Genomic DNA, 23965 nt, shown 5'->3' on the forward strand with positions numbered 1-23965 from the left:
ATTGGACCGCAGCGTGCGCCGCAGGTCCGGCAGCCGGGCCACTGGACCCCTGCGGCAGGGCGCGCGGACCGGGTCTTCAGAACAGGAAGTAGCGCTGCGCCATGGGCAGCACGGTGGCCGGCTCGCAGACCAGCAACTGCCCGTCGGCATGCACGAGGTAGGTTTCCGGATCGACCTGGATGCTGGGCTGCCAGGCGTTGTGGACCATGTCCTTCTTGCCGATGTTGCGGGTGTTCTTCACCGCGACCAGCGGCTTGCGCAGGCCCAGCCCCTGCACGGCCGGGTTGGCCAGGCCGGCCTGCGAGACGAAGGTCAGCGAGGTGGCCAGCGCGCCGCCGTAGCTGCCGAACATCGGCCGGCTGTGCACCGGCTGCGGCGTCGGGATGGAGGCATTCGCATCGCCCATCAGCGCCGCGGCAATCATGCCGCCCTTGAGGATCAGCGAGGGCTTCACGCCGAAGAAGGCCGGCCGCCACAGCACCAGGTCGGCCAGCTTGCCGGGCTCGACCGAGCCGACCACATGGCCCACGCCGTGGGCGATCGCCGGGTTGATCGTGACCTTCGCGATGTAGCGCTTGATGCGGAAGTTGTCGTTGCGCGCCAGCGCATCGATGCCGCCGCCCAGCGGCGGCGCCAGGTGGCCGCGCTGCTGCTTCATCTTGTGCGCCGTCTGCCAGGTGCGGATCAGCACCTCGCCCACCCGGCCCATGGCCTGGCTGTCCGAGGAGATCATCGAGAAGGCGCCCAGGTCGTGCAGCATGTCCTCGGCGGCGATGGTCTCGCGGCGGATGCGGCTCTCGGCGAAGGCCACGTCCTCGGCGATCGCCGGGTCGAGATGGTGGCAGACCATCAGCATGTCGAGATGCTCGTCGACGGTGTTGACGGTGTAGGGCCGCGTCGGGTTGGTGCTGGAGGGCAGCACGTTCGGCTCGCCGGCCGCGCGGATGATGTCCGGCGCATGGCCGCCACCGGCGCCTTCCGTGTGATACGTGTGGATGGTGCGGCCCTTGAAGGCGGCGATCGTGTCCTCGACGAAGCCGCACTCGTTGAGCGTGTCGGTGTGGATGGCGACCTGCGTGTCGGTGGCCTCGGCCACGCCCAGGCAGCAGTCGATCGCAGCCGGTGTCGTGCCCCAGTCCTCGTGCAGCTTCAGGCCGATCGCGCCGGCCTCGATCTGCTCCATCAACGGCCCGGGCCGGCTCGCATTGCCCTTGCCGAGAAAGCCCAGGTTCATCGGGAAGGCGTCCGCCGCCTGCAACATGCGATGCATATGCCAGGGGCCGGGCGTGCAGGTGGTGGCGCAGGTGCCGGTGGCCGGTCCGGTGCCGCCGCCGATCATGGTGGTGACGCCGGACATCAGCGCCTCCTCGATCTGCTGCGGGCAGATGAAGTGGATGTGGCTGTCGATGCCTCCCGCCGTGACGATCATCCCCTCGCCCGCGATCACCTCGGTGCCTGGGCCGATGGGGATGGTCACCCCCGGCTGGATGTCCGGGTTGCCGGCCTTGCCGATGGTCTGGATCAGGCCGCCCTTCAGGCCGATGTCGGCCTTGACGATGCCCCAGTGGTCGACGATCAGCGCATTCGTGATCACCGTGTCGGCCACCTCGGCCGACAGGCCCTGGCCCTGGCCCATGCCGTCGCGGATGACCTTGCCGCCGCCGAACTTCACCTCCTCGCCGGGGATCGTGAAGTCGCGCTCCACCTCCAGGATCAGCTCGGTGTCGGCCAGGCGCAGGCGGTCACCGACGGTCGGGCCGAACATCTCGGCATAGGCGCGGCGGCTGATCTTCAGGGCCATGGCGGGGGCTCCTCGTGGGGACCGGGGCGGATCGGTTCGGGGCAGGGCGGGGCTCGGTCGGGGCTTCAGTCCGCGCGATGGCGTCCGGCTTGGCGGCGGGCCCGGGCCGCGGCGCTGCGGCGCGCCAGCAGCAGGCCGGCGACGAGGGCGCCGAGCGGCATGGCCAGGTGGTCGGGCTCGCCGAGCAGGTGCATCAGCGCGTCAAGCAGGCCGCCGTGATGCTCGCCCGGGTGGGCCAGGGCGGTACCGGGCGCGGCAGCCAGCAGGGCCAGCAGGGCGTGACCAGCGGTTCGGAGGGCGGGGCGGAATCGGACCATCGGGGTCTCCGTACAGGGTCGGGCAGGCGGGAAGGGCAAGCGGGAAGGGCAAGCGGCAAGGGCAGGAACAGGCCGGCCAGGGACGGGGCGAGCGTTGCGGAGGGGTCGGGCACGGGCGGGGCAGGCCGGCCCGCTCAGAGCGGCCCCATCACCTCGCCCCGGAAGCCGACCACCACGCGCGCGCCGGCCAGGGCGACCAGCTCGACGCGCCGCGTCTGGCCGGGCTCGAAGCGCACCGCCGTGCCGGCGGCGATGTTCAGGCGAAAGCCGCGCGCGGCCGCACGGTCGAAGGCCAGCGCGGGATTGGTCTCGGCGAAGTGGTAGTGCGAGCCGACCTGGATCGGCCGGTCGCCGGTGTTGGCCACGTCCAGCGTCAGCGTCGGCCGGCCGACATTCAGCTCGATCTCGCCCTCGGCGGGCAGCAGTTCGCCGGGAATCATGGGTCCGTTCACACCTTCTCAGACAATGGGTTGGTGGACGGTGACCAGCTTGGTCCCGTCCGGGAAGGTGGCCTCGACCTGGATCTCGGGGATCAGCTCGGCGATGCCGTCCATCACGTCCTCGCGGCCCAGCACCTCGCGGCCGGCGGCCATCAGCTCGGCGACGGTGCGGCCGTCGCGCGCGCCTTCCAGGATGGCGGCGGTGATCAGGGCCACCGCCTCGGGGTGGTTGAGCTTCAGGCCGCGCGCGCGCCGGCGCTCGGCCAGCAGGGCGGCGGTGAAGATCAGCAGCTTGTCTTTCTCGCGCGGGGTCAGGTCCATGGCGGTCGGGGCAGGGCGGTGGCGGACAGTGTCGCGGCAGTGCAGGGCGGCTCGGCTCGGGGCAGATGGCGGATCAGGTCTGCCAGATCCGCAGCGGCAGCGCCTCGCGGCCCAGGGCCAGCGGCCGCAGCCGCGTCCAGGCGGCCAGCAGGTGGGCGCGCACCGAAGCCGCGCTGGCGCCGCGCGCGCGCAGCAGCAGCACGCGCGGCAGGGCGGTGCTGCCAGCTTCCACACCGGGCGGGGGCGTCAGGCTGCGACAGGCGGCCAGCCAGTCGGCAGCAATCGCCGGGCCGGCCAGCACCAGGCTGCCGAAGGCCGGACAGCCGTGCAGGCCGGCCGGGCGGGCCAGGCCGGGATCGCCGCCGGCCCAGCCGCCCTGCTCGAACCACAGCGGCCGGCCGGCCGCATCGTCGATGCGGCTGCCAAGCTGCACGCGGCCCTGGGTGAAGGCCTCGCCGCGCGCCTGGCGGCCGAGCACGGTCACCTCCAGGCCCAGCCAGCAGGCGCCGTCGGCCAGACGGATGCGGTTGTGCATCGTGGCCTCGGCGCCGTCGAAGACGATGCTTTCCTGCGGCAGCCACTCGATCACGCTGCCCTCGGCCAGCGTGGCCTGCACGTCCTGCCGGGCCGGGCGGCCGGCGGCGCGGTACCACTTGCCGGCGCCCGGCGTGCTGAGCTGGGCGAAGGCGCCGGGGCCGGTGTCGAGCGTGATCGCCAGCCGGTCGCCACCCGCGATGCCACCGGGCGGATGCAGCACCAGCACCTGGCAGACGCCCGGGCCCTCGGGATGGAAGCTGCGCTGCACGCGCAGCGGGCCCTGGTGGCGGGCCTGGCGCAGGCGGCTGCGGCCGTCGACGGCATCGAAGCCCAGATGCAGCCGCGCCTCCCAGCCCTGGCCGGTGGCGGGCGGGTTCAGCTCATGGGTTTCGGCGCGACGCATCGGGGCCGAAGGCTACACGGCCAGCAGGCCGCGCACATCGTCCTCGACCATGCGCGCGCCCGGGCCCTGCTTCACCACCTCGCCGCGCGCCATCAGCACATAGTGGTCGGCCAGCGACTCGGCGAAGTCGTAGAACTGCTCGACCAGCAGGATGGCCATCTCACCCTCCTCGGCCAGCAGGCGGATCGCCCGCTCGATGTCCTTGATGATCGAGGGCTGGATGCCCTCGGTGGGCTCGTCGAGGATCAGCAGCCGCGGCTTCATCGTCAGCGCGCGGCCGATGGCGAGCTGCTGCTGCTGCCCGCCGGAGAGGTCGCCGCCGCGCCGGTGCAGCATGCTCTTGAGCACCGGGAACAGCTCGAAGACCCGCTCGGGCACCTGCTTCAGCGCGCCGTTGGCCAGGCCCATCGCCAGGTTCTCCGCCACCGTCAGGCGGGGGAAGATCTCGCGGCCCTGCGGCACGCAGGCCATGCCGCGGCGGGCGCGCTCCCAGGGCTTGAGCCGGGTGATGTCCTCGCCGTCGAAGCGGATCGCGCCCGAGCGGATCGGCAGCACGCCGGTCAGGCAGCGCAGCAGCGTGGTCTTGCCGACGCCGTTGCGGCCCAGCAGGGTGGTGACCTGGCCGGTCGGCACGGTGAAGCTCACGTCGCGCAGGATGTGGCTGCCGCCGTAGTACTGGTGGACGGATTCGATCTGCAGCATGGCGTGCGTCCTGTTCAGCGGCCGAGGTAGACCTCGATGACCCGCGGGTCCGCCTGCACAGCAGCCAGCGGGCCTTCGGCCAGCACGCTGCCTTCGTGCAGCACGGTGACCTTGCCGCCGAGCGCGGCGACGAAGTCCATGTCGTGCTCAACCACGACCAGCGAGACATCGCCCTTGAGCGCGGCGAACAGCTCGGCGCTCTTGGCCGTCTCGGCATCGGTCATGCCGGCCACCGGCTCGTCGAGCAGCAGCAGCCGCGGCTCCTGCATCAGCAGCATGCCGATCTCCAGCCACTGCTTCTGGCCGTGCGAGAGCAGGCCGGCCGGCCGGTCCGCGCTGCCCTGCAGGCCGATGCGCGCCAGCGTGGCGGCGATGCGGTCGAGCTCGGCGCTGCCGAGCCGGGCCTTGAGCGCGGCGGCCACGCGCTTGTCGGTCTTCATCGCCAGTTCGAGGTTCTCGAAGACCGACAGCATCTCGAAGACGGTCGGCTTCTGGAACTTGCGGCCGATGCCGGCATGCGCGATCTCGGGCTCGCTCAGGCGCGTCAGGTCGATGGTCTGGCCGAAGAAGCAGGTGCCGCTGTCGGGCCGCGTCTTGCCGGTGATCACGTCCATCATCGTCGTCTTGCCGGCGCCGTTCGGGCCGATGATGCAGCGCAGCTCGCCGTCGTCGATGGCCAGGCTCAGCTTGTTCAGCGCGCGAAAGCCGTCGAAGCTGACGCTGATGTCGTCCAGGTAGAGGATGGGCCCGTGCGAGACATCGACCACGCCCGGCTGCAGCACCCGGCCATAGCCCGCGCTGCGGCCGCCCGAGCCGCCGGCCTGCCGCCGTTCGGCATGGCGCGCCCGGGTGGCGGCGCCGGCTTCCATCAGGTCGGGCGTCATGCGCGGGTCTCCGGCGGCGTGCGGCGCTTGCGTGCGGCCCAGGCGGCCATCAGGCTGGCCTTGAGCCCGATCACGCCATTGGGCATGTAGAGGGTCACGACGACGAAGAGCAGGCCCAGGCAGTACAGCCAGTACTCCGGGAACCAGACGGTGAAGACGCTCTTGAAGCCATTGACGAGGCCGGCGCCGATCAGCGGCCCGATCAGCGTGCCGCGCCCGCCGACCGCCGCCCAGATCGCGATCTCGATCGAGTTGGCCGGCGACATCTCGCCCGGGTTGATGATGCCGACCTGCGGCACATAGAGCGCCCCGGCGATGCCGCAGAGCACGGCCGACAGCGTCCAGATCGTCAGCTTGTAGCCCAGCGGGTCGTAGCCGCAGAACATGGTGCGGTTCTCGGCATCGCGGATCGCGGTCAGCACGCGGCCGAACTTGCTGGTGACCAGCCAGCGCGCGCCCACCAGCACCGCCAGCAGCACGAAGGCGGTGATCGCGAACAGCGTGGCGCGCGTCTCCGGCGCGGCGATCGGGAAGCCCAGGATGCGCTTGAAGTCGGTGAAGCCGTTGTTGCCGCCGAAGCCCGTCTCGTTGCGGAAGAAGAGCAGCATGAAGGCGAAGGTCAGGGCCTGGGTGATGATCGAGAAGTACACGCCCTTGATCCGCGAGCGGAAGGCGAACCAGCCGAAGACCCAGGCCAGCAGGCCCGGCACCGCCACCACCAGCACCATGCACCACAGGAAGCTGTCGGTGTTCCACCAGGTCCAGGGCAGCTCCTTCCAGTCGAGGAAGACCATGAAGTCCGGCAGGTCCGACTGGTAGTTGCCGTCGCGTCCGATCGAGCGCATCAGGTACATGCCCATGGCATAGCCGCCCAGCGCGAAGAACACGCCGTGGCCCAGCGACAGGATGCCGGTGTAGCCCCAGATCAGGTCCATGGCCAGCGCCACCAGGGCGTAGCAGAGGATCTTGCCCAGCAGGGTGATGCTGTAGTCCGAGACATGCAGCACATGCCCCTCGGGCAGCAGCAGATTGGCCAGCGGCAGGCCGACGATCAGCAGGGACGCGACCGCCAGCAGCGCCAGCCATTGGCGCGGGCTGAACAGCCGCGCGAAGCGCAGCGAGTGAGGCAGGGCCTGCGGCAAGCCGGCGTAGCCGGCGCCGGGGGAGGGGAGGGCGGGAGATGTCATGGTGCGGCAGGCTCAGTCGATGACACGGCCCTTGAGGGCGAACAGGCCCTGCGGACGCTTCTGGATGAAGGCGATGATGAAGACCAGCACGGCGATCTTGGCCAGCACCGCGCCCTGCCAGGCTTCGAGGAACTTGCTGCCCAGGCCCAGGCCCAGGCCGGCATAGACCGTGCCGATCAACTGGCCGACGCCGCCGAGCACGACGACCATGAAGCTGTCGACGATGTAGGCTTGGCCCAGGTCCGGCCCGACATTGCCGACCTGCGACAGCGCGCAGCCCGCCAGGCCGGCCACGCCCGAGCCGAGGCCGAAGGCCCACATGTCGATGCGCGGCGTGTTCACGCCCATGCAGCCGGCCATGCGGCGGTTCTGCGTGACCGCGCGCACATCCAGCCCCAGCCGGGTGCGGGTGAGCAGCAGCGACACCGCCACCACCACCGCGCCCGCGAACACGATGATCGCCAGCCGGTTGTAGGGCAGGGTGAGGTTGGCCAGCACCTCGACACCGCCCGAGAGCCAGGCCGCGTTCTCCACCTGCACGTTCTGCGCGCCGAACAGGCTGCGCACCGTCTGCATCAGGATCAGGCTCAGGCCCCAGGTGGCCAGCAGGGTCTCCAGCGGCCGGCCGTAGAGGTGGCGGATCACCAGCCGCTCCATCAGGATGCCGACCGCGCCCGCGCTCGCGAAGGCCACCGGCAGGGCCAGCAGCGGATACCAGTCGAACCAGCCGGGCGCCAGGGCACGCACCGCGTTCTGCACCGCCCAGGTGGCGTAGGCGCCGACCATGATCAGCTCGCCATGCGCCATGTTGATCACGCCCATCAGGCCGTAGGTGATGGCCAGGCCCAGCGCGGCCAGCAGCAGGATGCTGCCCAGGCTGATGCCGCTGAACAGGGTGCCGAGCGTCTCGCCCAGCTTCAGCGTTCGGGCGATGGTGTCGATGCCGGCGGCCAGGGCGGCGCGCACCTTGGCGTCGGTCTCGGCCGGCAGGCCGTCGTCGCCGCCCAGGCGGGCGGCCAGCAGGGCGCGCACGGCCGGCTCGCGGCTTTCGGCCAGCAGGGCGACGGCGGCCAGGCGGGTGGCGGCCTCGGGGGCACCCAGCTCCAGCCGCGCCTTCAGGCCGCTCAGGGCCTGGAGCGCCTGCGGGTCGGCTTCGGCCGCTGCGGCCCGGCGCACCAGCGGCAGCAACGCGGGCTGCGGGTCGGCACCCAGGGTCAGGGCCGCGCTGCGGCGGGTGGCGGCCTCGGGCGCGAACAAGTCGAAGGCGGCCAGCGCCGCCTGCACGGCCGCGCCGACGCGGTTGGGGGTGACGACGTCCTCCAGCGCAGCCGGGTCGCCGGCCACGGCCGCGCCGCTCACCGCATCGACCAGGGCGCCGGCCTCGTCCACGGCCAGCACGCGGCCCTGGGGATCGAGCTTCAGCGCATCGTCGGCCATGCGGACGAGGAAGTTGCGGGCCTCGGGCGTGGCTTCGGCGGCCAGCTCGAAGAGGGCGGCGATGCGGCTTTCGTTGTCATCGGCCGCGGCCCGCCGGGCCTGCTCGGGCGTCAGCGCATGGGCGGGCAGGGCGGCGGCCAGCGCCAGCAGCAGGCCGGTGGCCAGGCTGCGGCGCAGCATGCGCAGGGGTCGGGGAATCACGGCGATCCTCGGCTCGGTCGGAAAGGGTCGCAGCCGCGGCTGCGACGGCCCGGAGCAGCCGGCCGGTGTGCACACCGGCCGGGCTCAGGCACAGCTCAGCAAGGACGATGCCCATCGGGCCCGAACCCCCCGGGTCCGGGCCCCGGGACTCACTTCTTCTCGGGCTCGTCCTTCTTCTTGTCGTTGCCCGGGATGTAGGGGCTCCAGGGCTCGGCCTTGACCGGGCCCTTGGTCTTCCACACCACCTTGAACTGGCCGTCGGCCTTGATCTCGCCGATGAACACCGGCTTGTGCAGATGGTGGTTCTTCGGGTCCATCGTCGAGGTGAAGCCGCCCGGTGCCGGGAAGGTCTGGCCGGCCATCGCGGCGATGACCTTGTCGGTGTCGGTCGTGCCGGCCTTCTTCACCGCCTGCGCCCACATGTGCACGCCGATGTAGGTGGCCTCCATCGGGTCGTTGGTCAGCGGCTTGTCGGCGTTGGGCAGCTTCTTGGCCTTGGCGTAGGCGGCCCACTTCTTGGTGAACTCGGCATTGGCCGGGCTCTTGATCGACATGAAGTAGTTCCAGGCGGCCAGGTGGCCCACGAGCGGCTTGGTGTCCACGCCGCGCAGCTCCTCCTCACCCACCGAGAAGGCCACCACCGGCACGTCGGTTGCCTTCAGGCCCTGGTTGCCGAGCTCCTTGTAGAAGGGCACGTTGGAGTCGCCGTTGATGGTCGAGACCACGGCCGTCTTCTTGCCCTCGGACGCGAACTTCTTGATCTTGGCGATGATGCTCTGGTAGTCAGTGTGGCCGAAGGGGGTGTACTCCTCCAGGATGTCCGACTCGGGGATGCCCTTGCTCTTGAGGAAGGCGCGCAGGATCTTGTTGGTCGTGCGCGGATAGACGTAGTCGGTGCCCAGCAGCACGAAGCGCTTGGCCGAGCCGCCGTCCTTGCTCATCAGGTATTCCACGGCGGGAATGGCCTGCTGGTTGGGCGCGGCGCCGGTGTAGAACACGTTCTTGCTCAGCTCCTCGCCCTCGTACTGCACGGGGTAGAAGAGCAGGCCGTTGAGCTCCTCGAAGACCGGCAGCACGCTCTTGCGGCTGACCGAGGTCCAGCAGCCGAAGGTGACGGCCACCTTGTCCTGGCCGATGAGCTGCTTGGCCTTCTCGGCGAACAGCGGCCAGTTCGAGGCCGGGTCGACGACGACCGGCTCCAGCTTCTTGCCGAGCAGGCCGCCCTTGGCATTGATCTCGTCCAGGGCCATCAGCACGGTGTCCTTGAGCACCGTCTCCGAGATGGCCATGGTGCCGGACAGCGAATGCAGCACGCCGACCTTGAGGGTCTCGGCGGCTTGGGCCGTCAGGCCGGCGCCCAGCAGCGCGGCGGCACAGACGGAGGACAGGAGCAGGGGGCGACGTTGCATGGGGGTGCACTCCAGGGGATGAATCGATGGCCGCGGGTCGGCCGCCGTCGTTGGCAGCGGGTTTATCCCCCGCGGCGCCAGCCCGGGCCATACGACGAATGTCGTATTCCGTCCTGCGCAGGCCGGCCGGACAGTGCGTTCCGTTCCCCCCTGTCTCCACCTGCCCACGATCCCCAGGAGCTTGCCCATGAAGACTTCGATCCCGGCCCGCCTGCGCCCGCTGGTGCAGGCGCTGCTGCCCCTCGGCCTGGCGCTGGCCGTCCTGCCCTCGGCCCAGGCCGGCGCCACCTTCAAGATCGACGAGAACAACTCGGTGTCGATCGGTGGCGGCCTGCGCGTGAGCTACAGCTCGGTCGAGGATGGCGCGCCCAGCGGCGACAGCCGCAGCAATGACTTCACGATGGAGGTGGCACGGCTATACATGAGCGCCCGCATCCAGAAGGTGTTTGGCGTGACCTTCAACGTCGACGCCCTCGAAGACGACGTGAAGCTTCTCGACGCCTATGTGCAATACGAGCCCTCGTCGCTGTTCAACGTCTGGATGGGCCGCATGCTGCCGCCCAGCGATCGCGCCAACCTCGACGGCCCGTTCTTCATCGCCGCCTGGGACTATCCCGGCGTGGTCTCGTCCTACCCGGCGATCTTTGCCGGCCGCGACAACGGCATCACTGTCTGGGGCAAGCCGCTGGGCGGCAAGCTGACCTATGCCTTCGGCCTGTTCGAGGGCCACAACAAGGCGGCCGGCCTGTCCAACGAAGATGCCAACCTGCTCTTCGCCGGCCGCGTGGCCTATGCCTTCCTCGATGCCGAGCCGGCCCCGGCCTACTACACCGCCAGCACCTACTACGGCGCGAAGGATCTCTTCACCGTCGGCCTGGCCCTGCTCCAGCAGAGCGACGGCGTCGGCACCGCCGGCAACAAGGACGACTACCTCGGCTACAACATCGACGTGCTGTTCGAGAAGAACCTCGGCCCGGGTGTGCTGACGCTCGAAGGCGCGGCCTACAAGTACGACTTCGACGATGTGGATGTGGCCCCCGCCACGGGCAATGTCGGCGGCCTGGCCCCGGGCAAGGCCTACCTGGTCAGTGTGGCCTGGCTCTTCCCGCAGCCGATCGGCCACGGCAAGTTGCAGCCCTTCGTGCGCTACCAGCGCAGCAGCCCCGATGCCGCCAACCGCGACGTGAGCGCCTACGACATCGGCCTCAACTACGTGATCTCCGGCCACAACGCCCGCCTGTCGGCCGTCTACACCAACACCGACAGCGACGCCACCGGCAGCAAGATCGACAAGTTCCTGATCGGTGCCCAGTTCCAGTACTGAGACCTTCCGATCCCGGCCCCCCGGGGCCGGTTTCCCTTCATGCGCAGTGAGTGATTCGGCGGAGCGGCCCCCCGGGGTGCTCCGCCGCTTTTTTGAGGCGCGGGATCGGAACTTGCTCACGCCCCTGCCATGTCCAGCCTGCCGCCGCCCGCCCAGCTTCCCGCTGCGCAGCGCATCTTCAAGATCCGGCGCGACTACAACACCTGGGTCGCCGACGAGACGCTGGAGGACTACGCCCTGCGCTACACCGCCAAGGGCGGCCGGCGCTGGTCGAGCTGGCGGGTGGCCAACACCGCCTCGGGCGCGATGTCCTTCCTGGTGCTGGAGGCCATCGGCGCGGCCCTGGCCCTGACCCACGGCTTCTGGAACACGCTGTGGGCCATCCTCAGCGTCGGCGTGGTGATCTTCGCGACCGGCCTGCCGATCTGCGTCTATGCGGCCCGCCACGGACTGGACATGGACCTGCTGACCCGCGGCGCCGGCTTCGGCTACCTGGGCTCGACGATTACCTCGCTGATCTACGCCAGCTTCACCTTCATCTTCTTCGCGCTTGAAGGCGTGGTGCTGGCCCGCGCGATCGAGCTGGCCACCGGCCTGCCGCTGGGCTGGGCCTACCTGCTCAGCTCGCTGGCCATCATCCCGCTGGTCACGCGCGGCATCACCCTGATCAGCCGCGTGCAATGGCTCACCCTGCCGGCCTGGCTGCTGCTGTGGCTGCTGCCCTTCGTGCTGCTGGCCTGGCAGTCGCCCGGGGCCTATGCCGACTTCGCGGCGGCGGTCCAGGCCCCCCAGCAGCCGGGCTTCGACCCGCTGCTCTTCGGCACGGCGGCAGCGGTGCTGTTCGCGCTGGTCATGCAGATCGGCGAGCAGGTCGACTTCCTGCGCTTCCTGCCCGAGCCCACCCCCGCCAAGCGCTGGCGCTGGTGGGGCGCACTGATCGTCGCCGGCCCGGGCTGGATCGTGCCGGGCGCGCTGAAGATGGTCGGCGGGGCCTTCCTGGCCCATCTGGCCATGCAGGCCGGCGTGCCCGACGATCAGGCCATCGAGCCCACCCAGATGTACCTGGCCGCCTACACCCAGGTGCTGGGCCCGGGCGGCTGGGCGCTGGCGGCGACCGTGCTCTTCGTCGTCGTCAGCCAGGTCAAGATCAACATGACCAATGCCTATGCCGGCTCGCTGGCCTGGAGCAACTTCTTCGCGCGGCTCACGCACAGCCATCCCGGCCGGGTGGTGTGGGTGGTGTTCAATGTGCTGGTCGCGGTGCTGGTGATGGCGCTGGGGGTGTTCGAGGCGCTGGAGCGCGTGCTCGGCCTCTATGCCAACCTGGCCATCGCCTGGGTCGGCGCCCTGGTGGCGGATCTGGTGATCAACAAGCCGCTGGGCCTGTCGCCGCCGGGCATCGAGTTCAAGCGCGCCCACCTTCATGCGATCAACCCGGTTGGTGTCGGCTCCACCGCGCTGGCCGCGGCGGTGGCGATCGCCGCCTACCTGGGCGCCTTCGGTCCGCTGGCCGCGGCCTTCGCGCCCTTCCTGGCCCTGCTGCTGGCCCTGCTGTTCAGCCCCCTGATCGCCTGGGCCACGCGCGGGCGCTGGTACATCGCCCGCAGCGCCGAGCGCGCGCCCCGGTATGCCTGCGCCTGCGTGCTGTGCGAGAAGACCTACGAGCCCGAGGACATGGCCCACTGCCCGGCCTACGGCGGCGCGATCTGCTCCCTGTGCTGCACGCTGGACGCGCGCTGCCACGACCGCTGCAAGGCCCCGCCCGGCGAGCCCGCGCAGGCCCGGCACGGCCTGCTGAGCCGGCGCGTGCGCGACTGGGCCGTGCTCTACGGCGGCCTGATGCTGTTTGCTGCCGCCTTGCTGGCCCTGGTCTGGACGCAGGAGGCGCTGATCGGCGGCGCCGCGCAGGAGGTCGAGCGCCTGCTGCGCGACACCCTGCTGCAGACCGGCATGCTCTTCGCCGTCGCGCTGGCCGTGGGCGCCTGGTGGATCGTGCTGGAGAAGGAGAGCCGCGCCGTCGCCCACGAGGAATCGAACCGCCAGACCGCCCTGCTGATGCGCGAGATCGAGGCCCACCGCGCCACCGATGCCAAGCTGCAAGCCGCCAAGGAGCAGGCCGAGTCCGCCAACCTGGCCAAGACCCGCTACGTGACCGGCATGACGCATGAGCTGCGCACGCCGCTCAACGGCATCCTCGGCTATGCCCAGATCCTGCAGCGCGATGCCGATCTGGCGCCGCGCCGCCGCGAGGCGGTGGACGTGATCCGCCGCAGCGGCGAGCACTTGCTGCAGCTCGTCGACGGTCTGCTGGACCTGGCCCGCATCGAGGCCGGCAAGCTCAAGCTCGAACAGGCCGAGGTGGCCTTTCCCGACTTCCTTGCGCAGATCGTCAAGCTGATTGGCGTGGAGGCGCGGGCCAAGGGCCTGGCCTGTCACTTCGAGGTCGAGGGGCGGCTGCCGGCGGTCGTCTCGACCGACGCCAAGCGCCTGCGCCAGGTGCTGATCAACCTGCTGGCCAATGCGGTGAAGTTCACCGACCGCGGCGAGGTGCGGCTGCGCGTGGCCTGGGGCCGCGAGATCGCGCGCTTCGAGGTGATCGACACCGGCATCGGTATTCCGGCGGCCGACCTGGAGCGCATCTTCCTGCCCTTCGAGCGCAGCGCACCGGGCCGCAGCCGGGCCAGCGCCGGCACCGGCCTGGGCCTGACCATCACCCACCTGCTGACCGAGCTGATGGGCGGCGAGCTGACGGTGGAAAGCCGGCCCGGCGAAGGCAGCACCTTCCGCGTGCGCACCTACCTGCGCGAGGTGACGAACCCGCGCCAGCAGCCCTCCACCGGCCAGGAGGTGATTGGCTACGCCGGCCGCCGCCGCAGCCTGCTGGTCGTCGACGACCAGCCCATGCAGCGCCACCTGCTGGCCGGCCTGCTGGCTCCCCTGGGCTTCCAGGTGCAGGAGGCCGCCAGCGGCCCTGAGGCCCTGGCCGTCGTCGAGACCCTGGCCCCCGATGCCGTGCTGATGGATGTGGAGATGCCCGAGATGAACGGCTGGGAGACCTGCCGCGCGCTGCGCGCCCTGACCCTGCCGGTGCAGCCGCCGGTCATCATGGTCTCGGCCAACATCTTTGCCGATGTCGATGCGCTCAAGGCCTGGGCCGGCTGCCAGGGCTTCATCGACAAGCCCGTGCTGGAATCCGAGCTGCTGGCCCTGCTTGGCCGCCAGCTCGACCTGGATTGGCAACTGCGCAGCCATGAGCCCGAGCCGCCGCCAGCCGGCCCGGCGGCCCCGCCCGCCGAAGGCGCCTGGCCCCGCCCCGGCCCGGCCGAGCGCAGCACCCTGGCCGAGCTGGGCCGCATCGGCCATGTGATGGCCATCCGCCGCAAGCTCGACGAGCTGGAACGGCACGACCCCGCCCTGGCCCCCTTCATCCAGTGGCTGCGCGAGCCGCTGCGCAGCTTCGACCTCGACACCTACCTGGCCCGTGTGCAGTCCGATTCCGACCGACCCGCCCCCCGCCCCCATGACGCCCCCGCCGGATGAGCGCGCGGCCACCGTGCTGGTGGTCGACGACGTGCCCGATTCCCTGGCCTTCCTCGTCGAGGCGCTCGACGAGGCGGGCTTCACCGTGCTGGTCGCGCTCGACGGCCCCTCGGCGCTGGAGCGCCTGGCGCGGGTCGAGGTCGATGCCATCCTGCTCGACGCCATGCTGCCCGGCATGGACGGCTTCGAGGTCTGCCGCCGGCTGAAATCGCAGCCGGCGCATGCCGCCATCCCGGTGGTCTTCATGACCGGGCTGACCGAGACCGAGCACATCGTCGAGGGCTTCCGCGCCGGCGGCATCGACTACGTGACCAAGCCGGTGCGGCCCGAGGAGCTGATCGCCCGCCTGCGTACCCACACCCGCCATGCCGCGGCCATCCGCCAGGCCCGCGACGCGCTGGACCTGGCCGGCCAGGCCGTGCTGGTCGTCGATGCCGAGGGCCGCCTGCCCTGGCGCTCGCCGCGCGCGGCCGAGTGGCTGGCCGACTTCTTCCCCGAGGCCGGCGAGGCCCTGCCCGAGGCCCTGGCGCGCTGGCTGGCCGCGCCGCTGCCGCCCGGCCTGCCGCCCGAGGAGGCGCCGCCGCTGCAACTGCAACGCGGCGCGCAGGGCCTGCGCGTGCGCCGCGTCGGCCACCACGGCGAGGGCGAGCGCCTGCTGCTGCTGGAACGCGGCCCGCTGGCCCCCGTGGCCCGTCCGCCGGCCGCCGAGGCGGCCGCTCCCGGCCCGCAGGCAGCCAGCGGCGACCCCCGGCTGCGCCGCGCCGCACTGACGCCGCGCGAGACCGAAGTCCTCTACTGGGTCGCCCGCGGCAAGACCAACCGCGACATCGCCGAGATCTGCGGCATGAAGCCGCGCACCGTCACCAAGCACCTCGAACACATCTTCGAGAAGCTCGGCGTCGAGACCCGCTCGGCCGCGGCCGTGCTGGCCTCGGCAGGGCTCTAGCGCCTGCTGGCGCTCAGAAGCCGATCTTCACCCCCAGGCTGAACTCGCCGATGTTGGCGGTGTGGCCGAAGGCACTGGAGAAACGGTAGTGCCCGTATTCCCCGCGCAGCGCCGTCGAGGCACTGAGCGCGTATTCCAGGCCGGCACCCAGCCGCAGCGCCGGGCTGGAATCCTTGCCGTTGGAGGTGTGGAAGCGCCCTTGCGCCAGGCCGATCCGGCCGAGCACCGACCAGTTGGGCGCGAAGGCGTAGGAGCCGACGCCATCCACGAAGACCCCGCGCACCTTGACCTTGCCGCTGGCATTGTTGATGTGGCCGACATTGAAGTAGCCCCCCTCAAGCGCGAAGCCCGGGGTGATCGGCAGGCCGACATAGACCTTGCCGCCGAGTCCGCTGCCGCCGCCGTCGATGCCGTTGACCCGGCTGTTGTAGTCCGGCGTGCCGAGGTTGGCGCCGACGTAGAGCCCCTGGGCCCTGGCGCAGCCGAAGCTGCCAAGGAGGAAGGCGGCGGCCAGGGCCGCGGCGCGTGGGGTGAGCAAGGTGTTCATGGGGTCCTGGGCAATGGCGCTTCGACGTGAAGCAAGACGCCGAGGCTGCGGCCCGCCGGTCGTCCTGTCTGTGCGCCACCGATTCGCCTCGGCACGGCCGCGCGTGGTCTCTCGAACAGACCGTTCCCGGCCCCCGCCGTACAAGCAGCTCACGCCCGTCGTTGAACACGACGGCATCCCCAGACCTCAAGGACACCCATCATGAAGCGCACCCTTTCCCGCCTTTCGCTCGCGACGCTGATCGTTGCCGGCGCCTTCGGCAGCATGGCACCCGCCACGGCCCAGGTGGCCGGCGGCAGCACCTCGGTCGACGTCAGCGTCTCCGAATCCACCCGTCTCGCGATGGGCTGGAGCGTGAAGAAGACGCTGCTCGGCAAGACGATCTACAACGATACCGGACAGAAGGTCGGCAAGGTCGAGGATCTGATCATCGCGCCCGACCGGAACGTGTCCTATGTCATCGTCGGCGCGGGTGGCTTCGTCGGCATCGGCCGGCATGACGTGGCCGTGCCGGTCTCGCAGATCCAGGATCGGGCCGGCAAGCTGGTGATGGCCGGCGCGACGCCCGACACGATCAAGGGCATGCCGGTCTTCACCTACGCAAGCGACAACACCAAGCGCGATGCCTTCATCGACGCCGCCGACAAGGACATCGCCAAGGGCCGCGCGGCGCTCGTCACGCTGGACAAGCGCGCCGCGGCATCGCTGGCCGAGGCCCGGGCCAAGATCGATGTCGAGATCACCGCGCTGCAGGCCGATGTGCGGGGTGCGGAGGGCAAGCTCGCGGCCCTGAAGCAGGCCAGCGAAGCGCGCTGGCATGACTTCGAGGCCGAGGTCAACGCCGCCACCGCCCGCCTGCGCAAGACGATCGACCGAGCCCTGGGCTGAGCCTTCCAGGCCGCGGCGCTTCCGGCTGCGGCCGGGATCGTCGCGCTCGGCCGGTCGATCGGCCGCGCCTCGCCGCTCAGCCGACCGGCGGCGTGTAGACGCCCTGGTTCTCGTGCGGGAAGGGCTGGGCCGGCAGCGGCCGGCCGAGGAAGGCGCAGAGCGCGTCCCAGGAGGCTTCCTCTTCCCAGCAGACCTCCAGCAGGCGCTGCGGCTGGTCGGCGAAGAAGGCGCGCACCCGCGCGTTGTGCGTGTCGTGGAGGGCATCCACCGGCACGCCGGGCAGCAGGCGTTCGAAGAAGCGGCGGCCCAGCGCGCGGGCGGCTTCGGGGCTGTGGGCGCCGTGGTTCAGCGCGCTGCGCACCCAGGCCGCGCCGTCCCTGCGCCGCGTCAGGATGAACAGCGCCTGCGGATGGCGCTGCGCGAGCTGCTCATAGACCGCGAACCAGGGCGAATCCTCCAGCGCCTCGTAGCAGTCGGCCGCGGCCAGCACGCCCGCCACATCGCCGTCGATCAGGCGCATCGTGTGCTCCAGCGAGTAGGTGCAGCGGCGACGCAAGCCGAGGATCTCGAAGCACGTGCCGAGCGTCGTCGTGCCCGTCTTGCTCAGGCCGATGCCGAAGACGCGCGGATGCCCGGCGGGCAGCGGGCCTTCGGCGGCGGGCGCAGGCGCGGCCGATGCCCTCACGGGCTCGGGCGATGCCACCGCAGCGTCCGCGGCGGCAGGTGCGGTGCGGAACAGGCGCTGCAACAGGGATTTCAGGAGGGACACGGCAGGGGATCGCTTCCAGCAGGCAAGGGCTCAGGGGGCGGAGGCTGCATTCAGCGCCCGGCCGCCGGCGGGTTCAGCAGGGCCAGCACCCGCTCGACACAGATGTCCAGTGCCTCCCGGTCGGTGCGCAGATGCAGCTCGGGATCCAGGGGAGGCTCATAGCGTGAGCCGATGCCGGTGAAGCTGGCGAGTGTGCCGGCACGCGCCTTGGCGTACAGCAGCTTCGGGTCGCGCGCCTCGGCCACCGCCAGCGGCACGTCGACGAAGACTTCCAGGAACTCGCCCGGTGCGAAGCGGCCGCGTGCCAGCGCCCGGTCGGCGCGGAAGGGCGAGATCAGTGCCGTCAGCACGATCAGGCCGGCATCGACCATCAGCCGCGCCACCTCGGCCACCCGCCGCACCTGCTCCTTGCGGTCGGCTTCCGAGAAGCCCAGGTCACAGCTCAGGCCACCACGCAGGTGGTCACCGTCCAGCAGATAGGTCGCCCGGCCCTGGTGGTGCAGGCGGGCGCACACGGCATTGGCGATCGTGCTCTTGCCCGCACCCGACAGGCCGGTCAGCCACAGCACCCGGGGCGTCTGCCCGAGCAGCACCGCCCGATCCTGCTTGCTGACGGACAGGGCCTGCGCATGCAGATCGCCTCCCCCATCGCCCGGACGCTGGGCCGGGCCGGGGGCCGGTGTCGGTGTTGCCATGCAAACGCCTTGGATCGTTGGATCTCCGCGCGGGGCCCGCTGGGCGGGGGCGCGACCTGCCCGGCATGGACCGGGCGGGCTGCATGGTACGGGCAGGCCTCACTCGATGTTCTGCACCTGTTCCCGCATCTGCTCGATCGCGACCTTCATCTCCACCGAGATCTGGGTCAGCTCCAGCGCGGCGGACTTGGAGCCGAGGGTGTTGGCTTCGCGGTGCAGTTCCTGGATCAGGAAGTCCAGGCGCTTGCCGAGTTCACCGCCCTTCTTCAGCAGGCGCTCGATCTCGTCGAGGTGGGCGTTCAGGCGGCCGAGTTCCTCGGCCACGTCGATGCGGATGGCGTAGGACGCGGCCTCGGTCAGTGCGCGGTCGCGCAGGGTGTCGGCGGGGATGCTGCCGCCGCCGTCGGCGGCGGCCAGCGCGTCCTGCCAGCGTTCCAGGAAGCGTTGCTGCTGGCGCGCGACCACCTGCGGCAGCAGGGGGCCGGCCTCGGCGGCCAGCTCGCGCAGGCGCGTGATGCGCGATTGCAGGATCTCGACGAGCTTGGCGCCTTCGCGGGCGCGGGCCTCGCTCAGGCCGGCCAGGGCCTGGCGGGCCAGGGCCAGCACCTGCTCGTCGCTGCGCACGGCGCTGCCGCCGCCGCGGCACCAGGTCAGCACCTCGTGCACGCTGAGGGGGGCGGCCTGGGGCAGCCAGTTGCGCACGCTGCCTTCAAGCCGCGCCAGCGCGGTGAGCTGCTCCATCTGCGGCTGCGGCCAGGCGGTCTCGCTCCCTTCGCGGGTGGCGATGCGCAGCTCGACCTTGCCGCGCTTGAGGCTGCCGGCGATCAGCTCGCGCAGCGCCGGTTCGAGGCCGCGAAGTTCGTCGGGCAGACGGAAGGCGAGGTCGAGGAAACGGCTGTTGACGGAGCGGATGTCGATGGCCAGTCCGCTGCCCGCTCGGGGGGCCGGGGCGGGGTCCGAGACGCTCGGGGCGGACGCGTCGGCCAGGGCCTGGGCGTAGCCGGTCATGCTGTAGACTGGCATGGATTTATCGCATTGCAAAATCCGATTATGGCAAAGCCGAAGTCCGCGCCCCTGCCGGCCGGCACCGTGGTCGGGGGCTACCAGATCCTGCGCAAGCTGGCCTCGGGCGGTTTCGGCGTGGTCTATCTCGCCGAGGACGGCGAGGGTCGCCGGGTGGCGATCAAGGAGTACCTGCCCGCCTCGCTGGCCGAGCGGGAGCCCGGCGAGCTGCTGCCGCGGGTGCGGCCCGACAAGCAGGCGCTCTACCGCCTGGGCCTCAAGAGCTTCTTCGAGGAAGGCCGCGCGCTGGCGCAGATCAGCCACCCCAGCGTGGTCGCGGTGCTGAACTTCCTGCGCGAGAACGAGACGGTCTACATGGTGATGAACCACTTGCAGGGCGACACCCTGCAGGAGTTCATCGTCACCGCGCGCGATCTCAAGCGCGACAAGATCTTCCGCGAGAGCTCGATCCGCAGCCTCTTCGACGAGATCCTGCGCGGCCTGCGCATCGTCCACCAGCACAAGATGCTGCATCTGGACATCAAGCCGGCCAACATCTTCATCACCGAGGACAACAAGGCCGTGCTGCTCGACTTCGGCGCCGCGCGCGAGGTGCTGAGCAAGGAAGGCAGCTTCATCCGCCCGATGTACACGCCGGGCTTTGCCGCGCCCGAGATGTACAAGCGCGATGGCGCGCTCGGCCCCTGGACCGACCTGTACGCCATCGGTGCCTGCCTCTACGCCTGCATGCACGGCATGCCGCCGCCGGATGCGCCGCAGCGCATGGACAAGGACCGGCTCGGCCTGTCGCTGTCACGCATGCGCAATGTCTATTCGGACAATCTCATCGAGGTGATCGAGTGGTGTATGGCGCTCGATCCCCTGTCCCGTCCGCAGAGCGTCTTCGCGCTGCAGAAGGAACTGACCCGCGAGACCGAGCGCCGCTACACCCGGCTGAGCTTCAGCGAAAGGCTGAAGCTTCAGATCGAGAGCCTGCGCTCGGGCTCGCCGTCCTGAAGGCCAGAACGTGTCCGCCGCCCGGCTCGACCCTGTCCAGATCAGCCACCGCGGCGGCCGCCGTCGCAACGAGGACCGCGTCGGCCATGCCCGCCGCGGCGAGGCCACCCTGCTGCTGCTGGCCGACGGCATGGGCGGCCATCCCGATGGCGATGTCGCCGCCCAGCTTGCGCTGCAGACCCTGGACCTGCTGTTCGCCCGCGCCGCGCAGCCGCGCATCGCCGCGCCGGCCACCTTCCTGGCCGAGGCGGTGCACACCGCGCACCGCCAGCTCGTCGAGCATGCCCGCCTGCAGGCCCTGGACGACACGCCGCGCACCACCCTCGTCGCCTGCCTGGTGCAGGAGGACGAGGCCTGGTGGGCGCATTGCGGCGATTCGCGCATCTACCTGCTGCGCGACGGCCACCTGCTGGCCCGCACCCGCGACCACAGCTATGCCGAGATGCCGCCCGAGGCCGCCGAGCACCTGGCCGACTGGGCCCAGATGAACCGCCATGTGCTCTTCACCTGCCTGGGCAGTCCGACGCCGCCGCGCGTCGACGTGGCCGGCCCGCTGCCCTTGCAACCAGGCGACTGCCTCATGCTGTGCTCCGACGGACTCTGGGGCAATCTGGACGAGGACATGCTCGTCGCCGCGCTCAGCGACGGCCCGCCCGAGGACGCGCTGCCGGCCCTGGCCGAAGCGGCCCTCGACGCCGGCGGCCCGCGCTGCGACAACGTCAGCGCCCTGGCCCTGCGCTGGCCGGGGCCGGGCCTGGCCGAAGCCGAGTCCGCCGAGGGCTCGACCATCGAGCATCGCCTGAAGGCCCCGCCCTTGCCCGGCGCCTGAGTCGTTCGCACAGGGCGTGCGACCATGCAGGCCCCTGCGAAACACGACCCTGCCATGCGCCCCCAGAACCGCCCCGCCGACGCCCTGCGTCCCGTCCGACTGAGCCGCCACTACACCCGCCATGCCGAGGGTTCGGTGCTGGTCGGCTTCGGCGACACCCAGGTGCTGTGCACCGCCTCGGTCGAGGACCGCGTGCCGCCGCACAAGCGCGGCAGCGGCGAGGGCTGGGTCACGGCCGAGTACGGCATGCTGCCGCGCGCCACCCACACCCGCGGCGACCGCGAGGCCGCCCGCGGCAAGCAGAGCGGGCGCACCCAGGAGATCCAGCGCCTGATCGGCCGCTCGCTGCGCGCCGTGGTGGACCTCAAGGCCCTGGGCGAGCGCACCATCACCCTGGATTGCGACGTGCTGCAAGCCGATGGCGGCACCCGCACCGCCGCCATCACCGGCGCCTGGCTGGCGATGGCCGAGGCGGTGCAGGACCTAATCGCCGCCGGCAAGCTGGCCGCCAACCCGATCCGCGACCATGTCGCCGCCATCAGCGTCGGCCTGCTGGAGGGCGAAGCCCGCCTCGACCTGGAGTACGTCGAGGACAGCGCCTGCGACACCGACATGAATGTCGTCATGACCGGCGCCGGTCACTACGTGGAAGTGCAGGGCACGGCCGAGGGCGCAGCCTTCAGCCGCGCCGAGATGGATCGCCTGCTGCAACTGGCCGAGCAGGGCATCGCCGAGCTGGTCGTCCTGCAGAAGGCCGCGCTGGCCGCACCCCGGCCCGAGGTGGGCATCACGGCCGGGCTCGGGCGATGAGCCTGCGCCTCGTCCTAGCGTCCAACAACGCCAAGAAGCTGGGCGAGCTGCAGGGCCTGCTGGCCGACCTGCCGCTGACCCTGGTGGGGCAGGGCAGCCTCGGCATCCCCGAGGCCGAGGAGCCGCACCGCAGCTTTCTTGAGAACGCCCTGGCCAAGGCCCGCCATGCCGCCCGCGCGGCCGGCGGCGCGGCCCTGGCCGACGATTCCGGCCTCTGCGTCGATGCCCTGGGCGGCCAGCCCGGCGTCGACTCGGCCGTCTACGTGCCCCTGCCGGCCGGCGACTTCGCCGACCGCGAAGCCCGCCGCGCCGCGCAGGACGCCGCCAACAACGCCCGCCTGCTGGCCGCGATGCAGGGCCAGGCCGACCGCCGCGCCGCCTTCGTCTGCGTGCTGGTGGCCGTGCGTCATGCCGATGACCCGCTGCCCCTGGTCGCCACCGGCTGCTGGGCCGGCGAGCTGCTTCAGGCCCCGCGCGGGCAAGGGGGCTTCGGCTACGACCCGCTGCTGTGGATCCCCTCCGAAGCCGCCGCCGTGGCCGAGCTGCCCGCCGCCCGCAAGGCCGCGCTCAGCCACCGCGGTGCGGCCGCCCGGGCGCTGGTCGCGCAACTGCGCGAGGTCTGGGCCCTCCGGCCCTGAGGCCGCGCGGCCCGATCTCACGCCCTGAGCCTGCCCGAGATGGACACGCGCGACCCCCGCCCGCTGACCCTGCACCGCGACCCCGGCGCCTTGCGCCTGCCCGCGCCGCCCACGCTGGCCGTCTATGTGCACCTGCCCTGGTGCCTGAAGAAGTGCCCTTACTGCGACTTCAACTCGCATGAGCTGCAGGCCCCCGGGCCGCGCCGGATCGCCCTTGCCGCGCAAGCCCCAGCGCCGCAGCGCGGCCCGGACGGGGCCGAGCAGGCCGCCTACCTTGCCGCCCTGCGTGCCGACCTGGAAGCCGCGCTGCCCCTGGTCTGGGGCCGCAATGTGCACAGCGTCTTCATCGGCGGTGGCACGCCCAGCCTGTTCAGCCCGGCCGCCATCGGCACGCTGATCGACATGCTGCGCAGCCTGCTGCGCCTGGCGCCGGGGGCCGAGATCACGCTCGAAGCCAACCCCGGCACCTTCGAGCGCGATCGCTTCCAGGGCTATGCCGACGCCGGTGTCACCCGCCTGTCGGTCGGCGTGCAGAGCTTCGACGACGCGCAACTGCGCACCCTGGGCCGTGTGCACGATGCCGCCCAGGCCCGCGCCGCGCTGGAGGAAGCCGCCCGCGCCTTTCGCACCTGGAACCTGGACCTGATGTATGCCCTGCCGGGCCAGACGCTGGAGGCGCTCGACCGCGAGCTCGACCAGGCCCTGGCCTTCGCCCCGCCGCACCTCAGCGTCTACCACCTGACGATGGAGCCCAACACCGTCTTCGGCAGCCGCCCACCCCCGGGCCTGCCTGACGACGACCTGGCCAGCGCCCTGCTCGACCGCCTCGTCGAACGCACCGCCGCCGCCGGCCTGGCGCGCTACGAGGTCTCGGCCTTCGCTCGCCCCGGCCACCGCTGCATGCACAACCAGAACTACTGGCAGTTCGGCGACTACCTGGGGATCGGCGCCGGCGCGCACAGCAAGCTCAGCTTCGCCGAACGCGTCATCCGCCAGGTCCGCTGGCGCGAACCGGCCCGCTACCTGGCCGAAGCCCCGGCCGGTCGCGCCGTGTCGAACGAGCACGAGATCGACCCGAAGGACCTGCCCTTCGAATTCATGATGAACGCGCTGCGCCTGAAAGACGGCCTGCCGCTCAACCTTTTCGCCGAACGCACCGGCCTGCCCCTGGGCGCCATTCTGTCGACCCTCGACGCCGCGCAGCAGCGCGGCCTGCTGGCGCTGAAACTCGGCACCGAAGGCTGGATTCAGCCCACAGCCAAGGGCTTTGATTTTCTGAATGAGTTGGTTGGGATGTTTCTGCCGGATTGATCTTGGCCCG

23 protein-coding genes are annotated in these 23965 nt (G+C 71.1%); 9 read left to right on the plus strand and 14 right to left on the minus strand.

Translation table 11 applies throughout. From position 1 onward, the window contains the following. Window positions 1-76 precede the first annotated feature (76 nt). From ureC to urtA, 10 genes are all read right to left on the minus strand, one after another. Window positions 77-1801 (minus strand): urease subunit alpha, encoded by a 1725-nt coding sequence (ureC, locus tag JI742_RS05695; protein ID WP_201824662.1) that lies wholly within the window; start codon window positions 1799-1801, stop codon window positions 77-79. 65 nt (window positions 1802-1866) lie between these two features. Further along, the gene (locus JI742_RS05700; protein WP_201824663.1) at window positions 1867-2118 is read right to left on the minus strand and encodes a hypothetical protein; all 252 of its coding nucleotides are present in this window, start codon (window positions 2116-2118) and stop codon (window positions 1867-1869) included. Between the two features lie 134 nt (window positions 2119-2252). After that, window positions 2253-2558 carry an urease subunit beta gene (locus tag JI742_RS05705; RefSeq protein ID WP_201824665.1) on the minus strand — a complete coding sequence of 102 codons (306 nt, stop codon included), beginning with the start codon at window positions 2556-2558 and terminating at the stop codon, window positions 2253-2255. Window positions 2559-2576: 18 nt separating this feature from the next. Then, a complete protein-coding gene (locus tag JI742_RS05710) occupies window positions 2577-2879 on the minus strand; it encodes an urease subunit gamma (RefSeq protein ID WP_182660532.1) in 303 nt (100 codons plus the stop codon). Window positions 2880-2952: 73 nt separating this feature from the next. Further along, the gene (locus JI742_RS05715) at window positions 2953-3819 is read right to left on the minus strand and encodes an urease accessory protein UreD (protein ID WP_201824668.1); all 867 of its coding nucleotides are present in this window, start codon (window positions 3817-3819) and stop codon (window positions 2953-2955) included. 12 nt (window positions 3820-3831) lie between these two features. Next, window positions 3832-4521 (minus strand): urea ABC transporter ATP-binding subunit UrtE, encoded by a 690-nt coding sequence (gene urtE / locus JI742_RS05720; RefSeq protein WP_201824669.1) that lies wholly within the window; start codon window positions 4519-4521, stop codon window positions 3832-3834. Window positions 4522-4535: 14 nt separating this feature from the next. Beyond that, entirely contained in the window at window positions 4536-5405 is an 870-nt protein-coding gene (gene urtD / locus JI742_RS05725; RefSeq protein WP_201824670.1) for an urea ABC transporter ATP-binding protein UrtD, read from the minus strand. Beyond that, a complete protein-coding gene (urtC, locus tag JI742_RS05730) occupies window positions 5402-6592 on the minus strand; it encodes an urea ABC transporter permease subunit UrtC (RefSeq protein ID WP_201824671.1) in 1191 nt (396 codons plus the stop codon). The genes urtD and urtC overlap by 4 nt, the downstream gene beginning before the upstream one ends. A 12-nt stretch (window positions 6593-6604) precedes the next feature. After that, window positions 6605-8209, minus strand: a complete 1605-nt coding sequence (gene urtB / locus JI742_RS05735; RefSeq protein ID WP_201826423.1) for an urea ABC transporter permease subunit UrtB — start codon at window positions 8207-8209, stop codon at window positions 6605-6607. 170 nt (window positions 8210-8379) lie between these two features. Then, window positions 8380-9639 carry an urea ABC transporter substrate-binding protein gene (urtA, locus tag JI742_RS05740; protein ID WP_201824673.1) on the minus strand — a complete coding sequence of 420 codons (1260 nt, stop codon included), beginning with the start codon at window positions 9637-9639 and terminating at the stop codon, window positions 8380-8382. 187 nt (window positions 9640-9826) lie between these two features. Here urtA and JI742_RS05745 point away from each other — a divergent pair, with 187 nt between their 5' ends. From JI742_RS05745 to JI742_RS05755, 3 genes are all read left to right on the plus strand, one after another. After that, window positions 9827-10963, plus strand: a complete 1137-nt coding sequence (locus tag JI742_RS05745; RefSeq protein ID WP_201824674.1) for a porin family protein — start codon at window positions 9827-9829, stop codon at window positions 10961-10963. A 129-nt stretch (window positions 10964-11092) separates the two neighbouring features. Further along, window positions 11093-14503, plus strand: a complete 3411-nt coding sequence (locus tag JI742_RS05750) for a hybrid sensor histidine kinase/response regulator (RefSeq protein ID WP_201824675.1) — start codon at window positions 11093-11095, stop codon at window positions 14501-14503. After that, complete coding sequence (locus JI742_RS05755) at window positions 14484-15449, plus strand: response regulator transcription factor (protein WP_201824676.1); 966 nt, start codon at window positions 14484-14486, stop codon at window positions 15447-15449. The genes JI742_RS05750 and JI742_RS05755 overlap by 20 nt, the downstream gene beginning before the upstream one ends. Before the next feature lie 13 nt (window positions 15450-15462). Here JI742_RS05755 and JI742_RS05760 read toward each other — a convergent pair whose 3' ends face one another. After that, complete coding sequence (locus JI742_RS05760) at window positions 15463-15996, minus strand: outer membrane protein (protein ID WP_201824677.1); 534 nt, start codon at window positions 15994-15996, stop codon at window positions 15463-15465. Between the two features lie 201 nt (window positions 15997-16197). Between JI742_RS05760 and JI742_RS05765 the strand changes: the two genes are divergently transcribed. Next, window positions 16198-16884 carry a PRC-barrel domain-containing protein gene (locus tag JI742_RS05765; RefSeq protein WP_201824678.1) on the plus strand — a complete coding sequence of 229 codons (687 nt, stop codon included), beginning with the start codon at window positions 16198-16200 and terminating at the stop codon, window positions 16882-16884. Window positions 16885-16960: 76 nt separating this feature from the next. Here JI742_RS05765 and JI742_RS05770 read toward each other — a convergent pair whose 3' ends face one another. The 3 genes from JI742_RS05770 to JI742_RS05780 all read right to left on the minus strand — a co-directional run bounded on the left by JI742_RS05770 (window position 16961) and on the right by JI742_RS05780 (window position 19371). Continuing rightward, on the minus strand, window positions 16961-17653 hold the full coding sequence (locus JI742_RS05770) for a sulfotransferase (protein ID WP_201824680.1): 693 nt from the start codon (window positions 17651-17653) through the stop codon (window positions 16961-16963). A 50-nt stretch (window positions 17654-17703) separates the two neighbouring features. After that, complete coding sequence (gene cysC, locus JI742_RS05775; RefSeq protein WP_201824682.1) at window positions 17704-18348, minus strand: adenylyl-sulfate kinase; 645 nt, start codon at window positions 18346-18348, stop codon at window positions 17704-17706. 99 nt (window positions 18349-18447) lie between these two features. After that, window positions 18448-19371 carry a YicC/YloC family endoribonuclease gene (locus tag JI742_RS05780; protein WP_201824684.1) on the minus strand — a complete coding sequence of 308 codons (924 nt, stop codon included), beginning with the start codon at window positions 19369-19371 and terminating at the stop codon, window positions 18448-18450. A gap of 27 nt (window positions 19372-19398) precedes the next feature. On the opposite strand from JI742_RS05780, the gene JI742_RS05785 reads away from it, so the two are divergent. From JI742_RS05785 to hemW, 5 genes are read left to right on the plus strand one after another with little or no spacing between them, the layout of a single operon-like run. Continuing rightward, window positions 19399-20367: a serine/threonine protein kinase gene (locus JI742_RS05785; RefSeq protein WP_201824686.1), complete on the plus strand. Its 969-nt coding sequence runs from the start codon at window positions 19399-19401 to the stop codon at window positions 20365-20367. Between the two features lie 10 nt (window positions 20368-20377). Beyond that, window positions 20378-21196: a PP2C family protein-serine/threonine phosphatase gene (locus JI742_RS05790; RefSeq protein ID WP_201824688.1), complete on the plus strand. Its 819-nt coding sequence runs from the start codon at window positions 20378-20380 to the stop codon at window positions 21194-21196. 54 nt (window positions 21197-21250) lie between these two features. Further along, the gene (gene rph, locus JI742_RS05795; RefSeq protein ID WP_201824690.1) at window positions 21251-22006 is read left to right on the plus strand and encodes a ribonuclease PH; all 756 of its coding nucleotides are present in this window, start codon (window positions 21251-21253) and stop codon (window positions 22004-22006) included. 2 nt (window positions 22007-22008) lie between these two features. Then, complete coding sequence (locus tag JI742_RS05800) at window positions 22009-22644, plus strand: non-canonical purine NTP pyrophosphatase (RefSeq protein WP_201826425.1); 636 nt, start codon at window positions 22009-22011, stop codon at window positions 22642-22644. Window positions 22645-22683: 39 nt separating this feature from the next. Then, a complete protein-coding gene (gene hemW, locus JI742_RS05805) occupies window positions 22684-23955 on the plus strand; it encodes a radical SAM family heme chaperone HemW (protein ID WP_201824692.1) in 1272 nt (423 codons plus the stop codon). The last annotated feature ends 10 nt before the right edge of the window (window positions 23956-23965 follow it).

Origin of the sequence: Piscinibacter lacus, from assembly GCF_016735685.1 — a bacterium.
In the GTDB taxonomy this organism is placed as follows: Bacteria; Pseudomonadota; Gammaproteobacteria; order Burkholderiales; family Burkholderiaceae_C; genus Aquariibacter; species Aquariibacter lacus.

Coding starts and splice junctions, on each gene's coding strand:
- ureC (WP_201824662.1), bottom strand. CDS start 1,801: ATGGCCCTGAAGATCAGCCGCCGCGCCTATGCCGAGATGTTCGGCCCG.
- JI742_RS05700 (WP_201824663.1), bottom strand. CDS start 2,118: ATGGTCCGATTCCGCCCCGCCCTCCGAACCGCTGGTCACGCCCTGCTG.
- JI742_RS05705 (WP_201824665.1), bottom strand. CDS start 2,558: ATGATTCCCGGCGAACTGCTGCCCGCCGAGGGCGAGATCGAGCTGAAT.
- JI742_RS05710 (WP_182660532.1), bottom strand. CDS start 2,879: ATGGACCTGACCCCGCGCGAGAAAGACAAGCTGCTGATCTTCACCGCC.
- JI742_RS05715 (WP_201824668.1), bottom strand. CDS start 3,819: ATGCGTCGCGCCGAAACCCATGAGCTGAACCCGCCCGCCACCGGCCAG.
- urtE (WP_201824669.1), bottom strand. CDS start 4,521: ATGCTGCAGATCGAATCCGTCCACCAGTACTACGGCGGCAGCCACATC.
- urtD (WP_201824670.1), bottom strand. CDS start 5,405: ATGACGCCCGACCTGATGGAAGCCGGCGCCGCCACCCGGGCGCGCCAT.
- urtC (WP_201824671.1), bottom strand. CDS start 6,592: ATGACATCTCCCGCCCTCCCCTCCCCCGGCGCCGGCTACGCCGGCTTG.
- urtB (WP_201826423.1), bottom strand. CDS start 8,209: ATGCTGCGCCGCAGCCTGGCCACCGGCCTGCTGCTGGCGCTGGCCGCC.
- urtA (WP_201824673.1), bottom strand. CDS start 9,639: ATGCAACGTCGCCCCCTGCTCCTGTCCTCCGTCTGTGCCGCCGCGCTG.
- JI742_RS05745 (WP_201824674.1), top strand. CDS start 9,827: ATGAAGACTTCGATCCCGGCCCGCCTGCGCCCGCTGGTGCAGGCGCTG.
- JI742_RS05750 (WP_201824675.1), top strand. CDS start 11,093: ATGTCCAGCCTGCCGCCGCCCGCCCAGCTTCCCGCTGCGCAGCGCATC.
- JI742_RS05755 (WP_201824676.1), top strand. CDS start 14,484: ATGACGCCCCCGCCGGATGAGCGCGCGGCCACCGTGCTGGTGGTCGAC.
- JI742_RS05760 (WP_201824677.1), bottom strand. CDS start 15,996: ATGAACACCTTGCTCACCCCACGCGCCGCGGCCCTGGCCGCCGCCTTC.
- JI742_RS05765 (WP_201824678.1), top strand. CDS start 16,198: ATGAAGCGCACCCTTTCCCGCCTTTCGCTCGCGACGCTGATCGTTGCC.
- cysC (WP_201824682.1), bottom strand. CDS start 18,348: ATGGCAACACCGACACCGGCCCCCGGCCCGGCCCAGCGTCCGGGCGAT.
- JI742_RS05780 (WP_201824684.1), bottom strand. CDS start 19,371: ATGCCAGTCTACAGCATGACCGGCTACGCCCAGGCCCTGGCCGACGCG.
- JI742_RS05785 (WP_201824686.1), top strand. CDS start 19,399: ATGGCAAAGCCGAAGTCCGCGCCCCTGCCGGCCGGCACCGTGGTCGGG.
- rph (WP_201824690.1), top strand. CDS start 21,251: ATGCGCCCCCAGAACCGCCCCGCCGACGCCCTGCGTCCCGTCCGACTG.
- hemW (WP_201824692.1), top strand. CDS start 22,684: ATGGACACGCGCGACCCCCGCCCGCTGACCCTGCACCGCGACCCCGGC.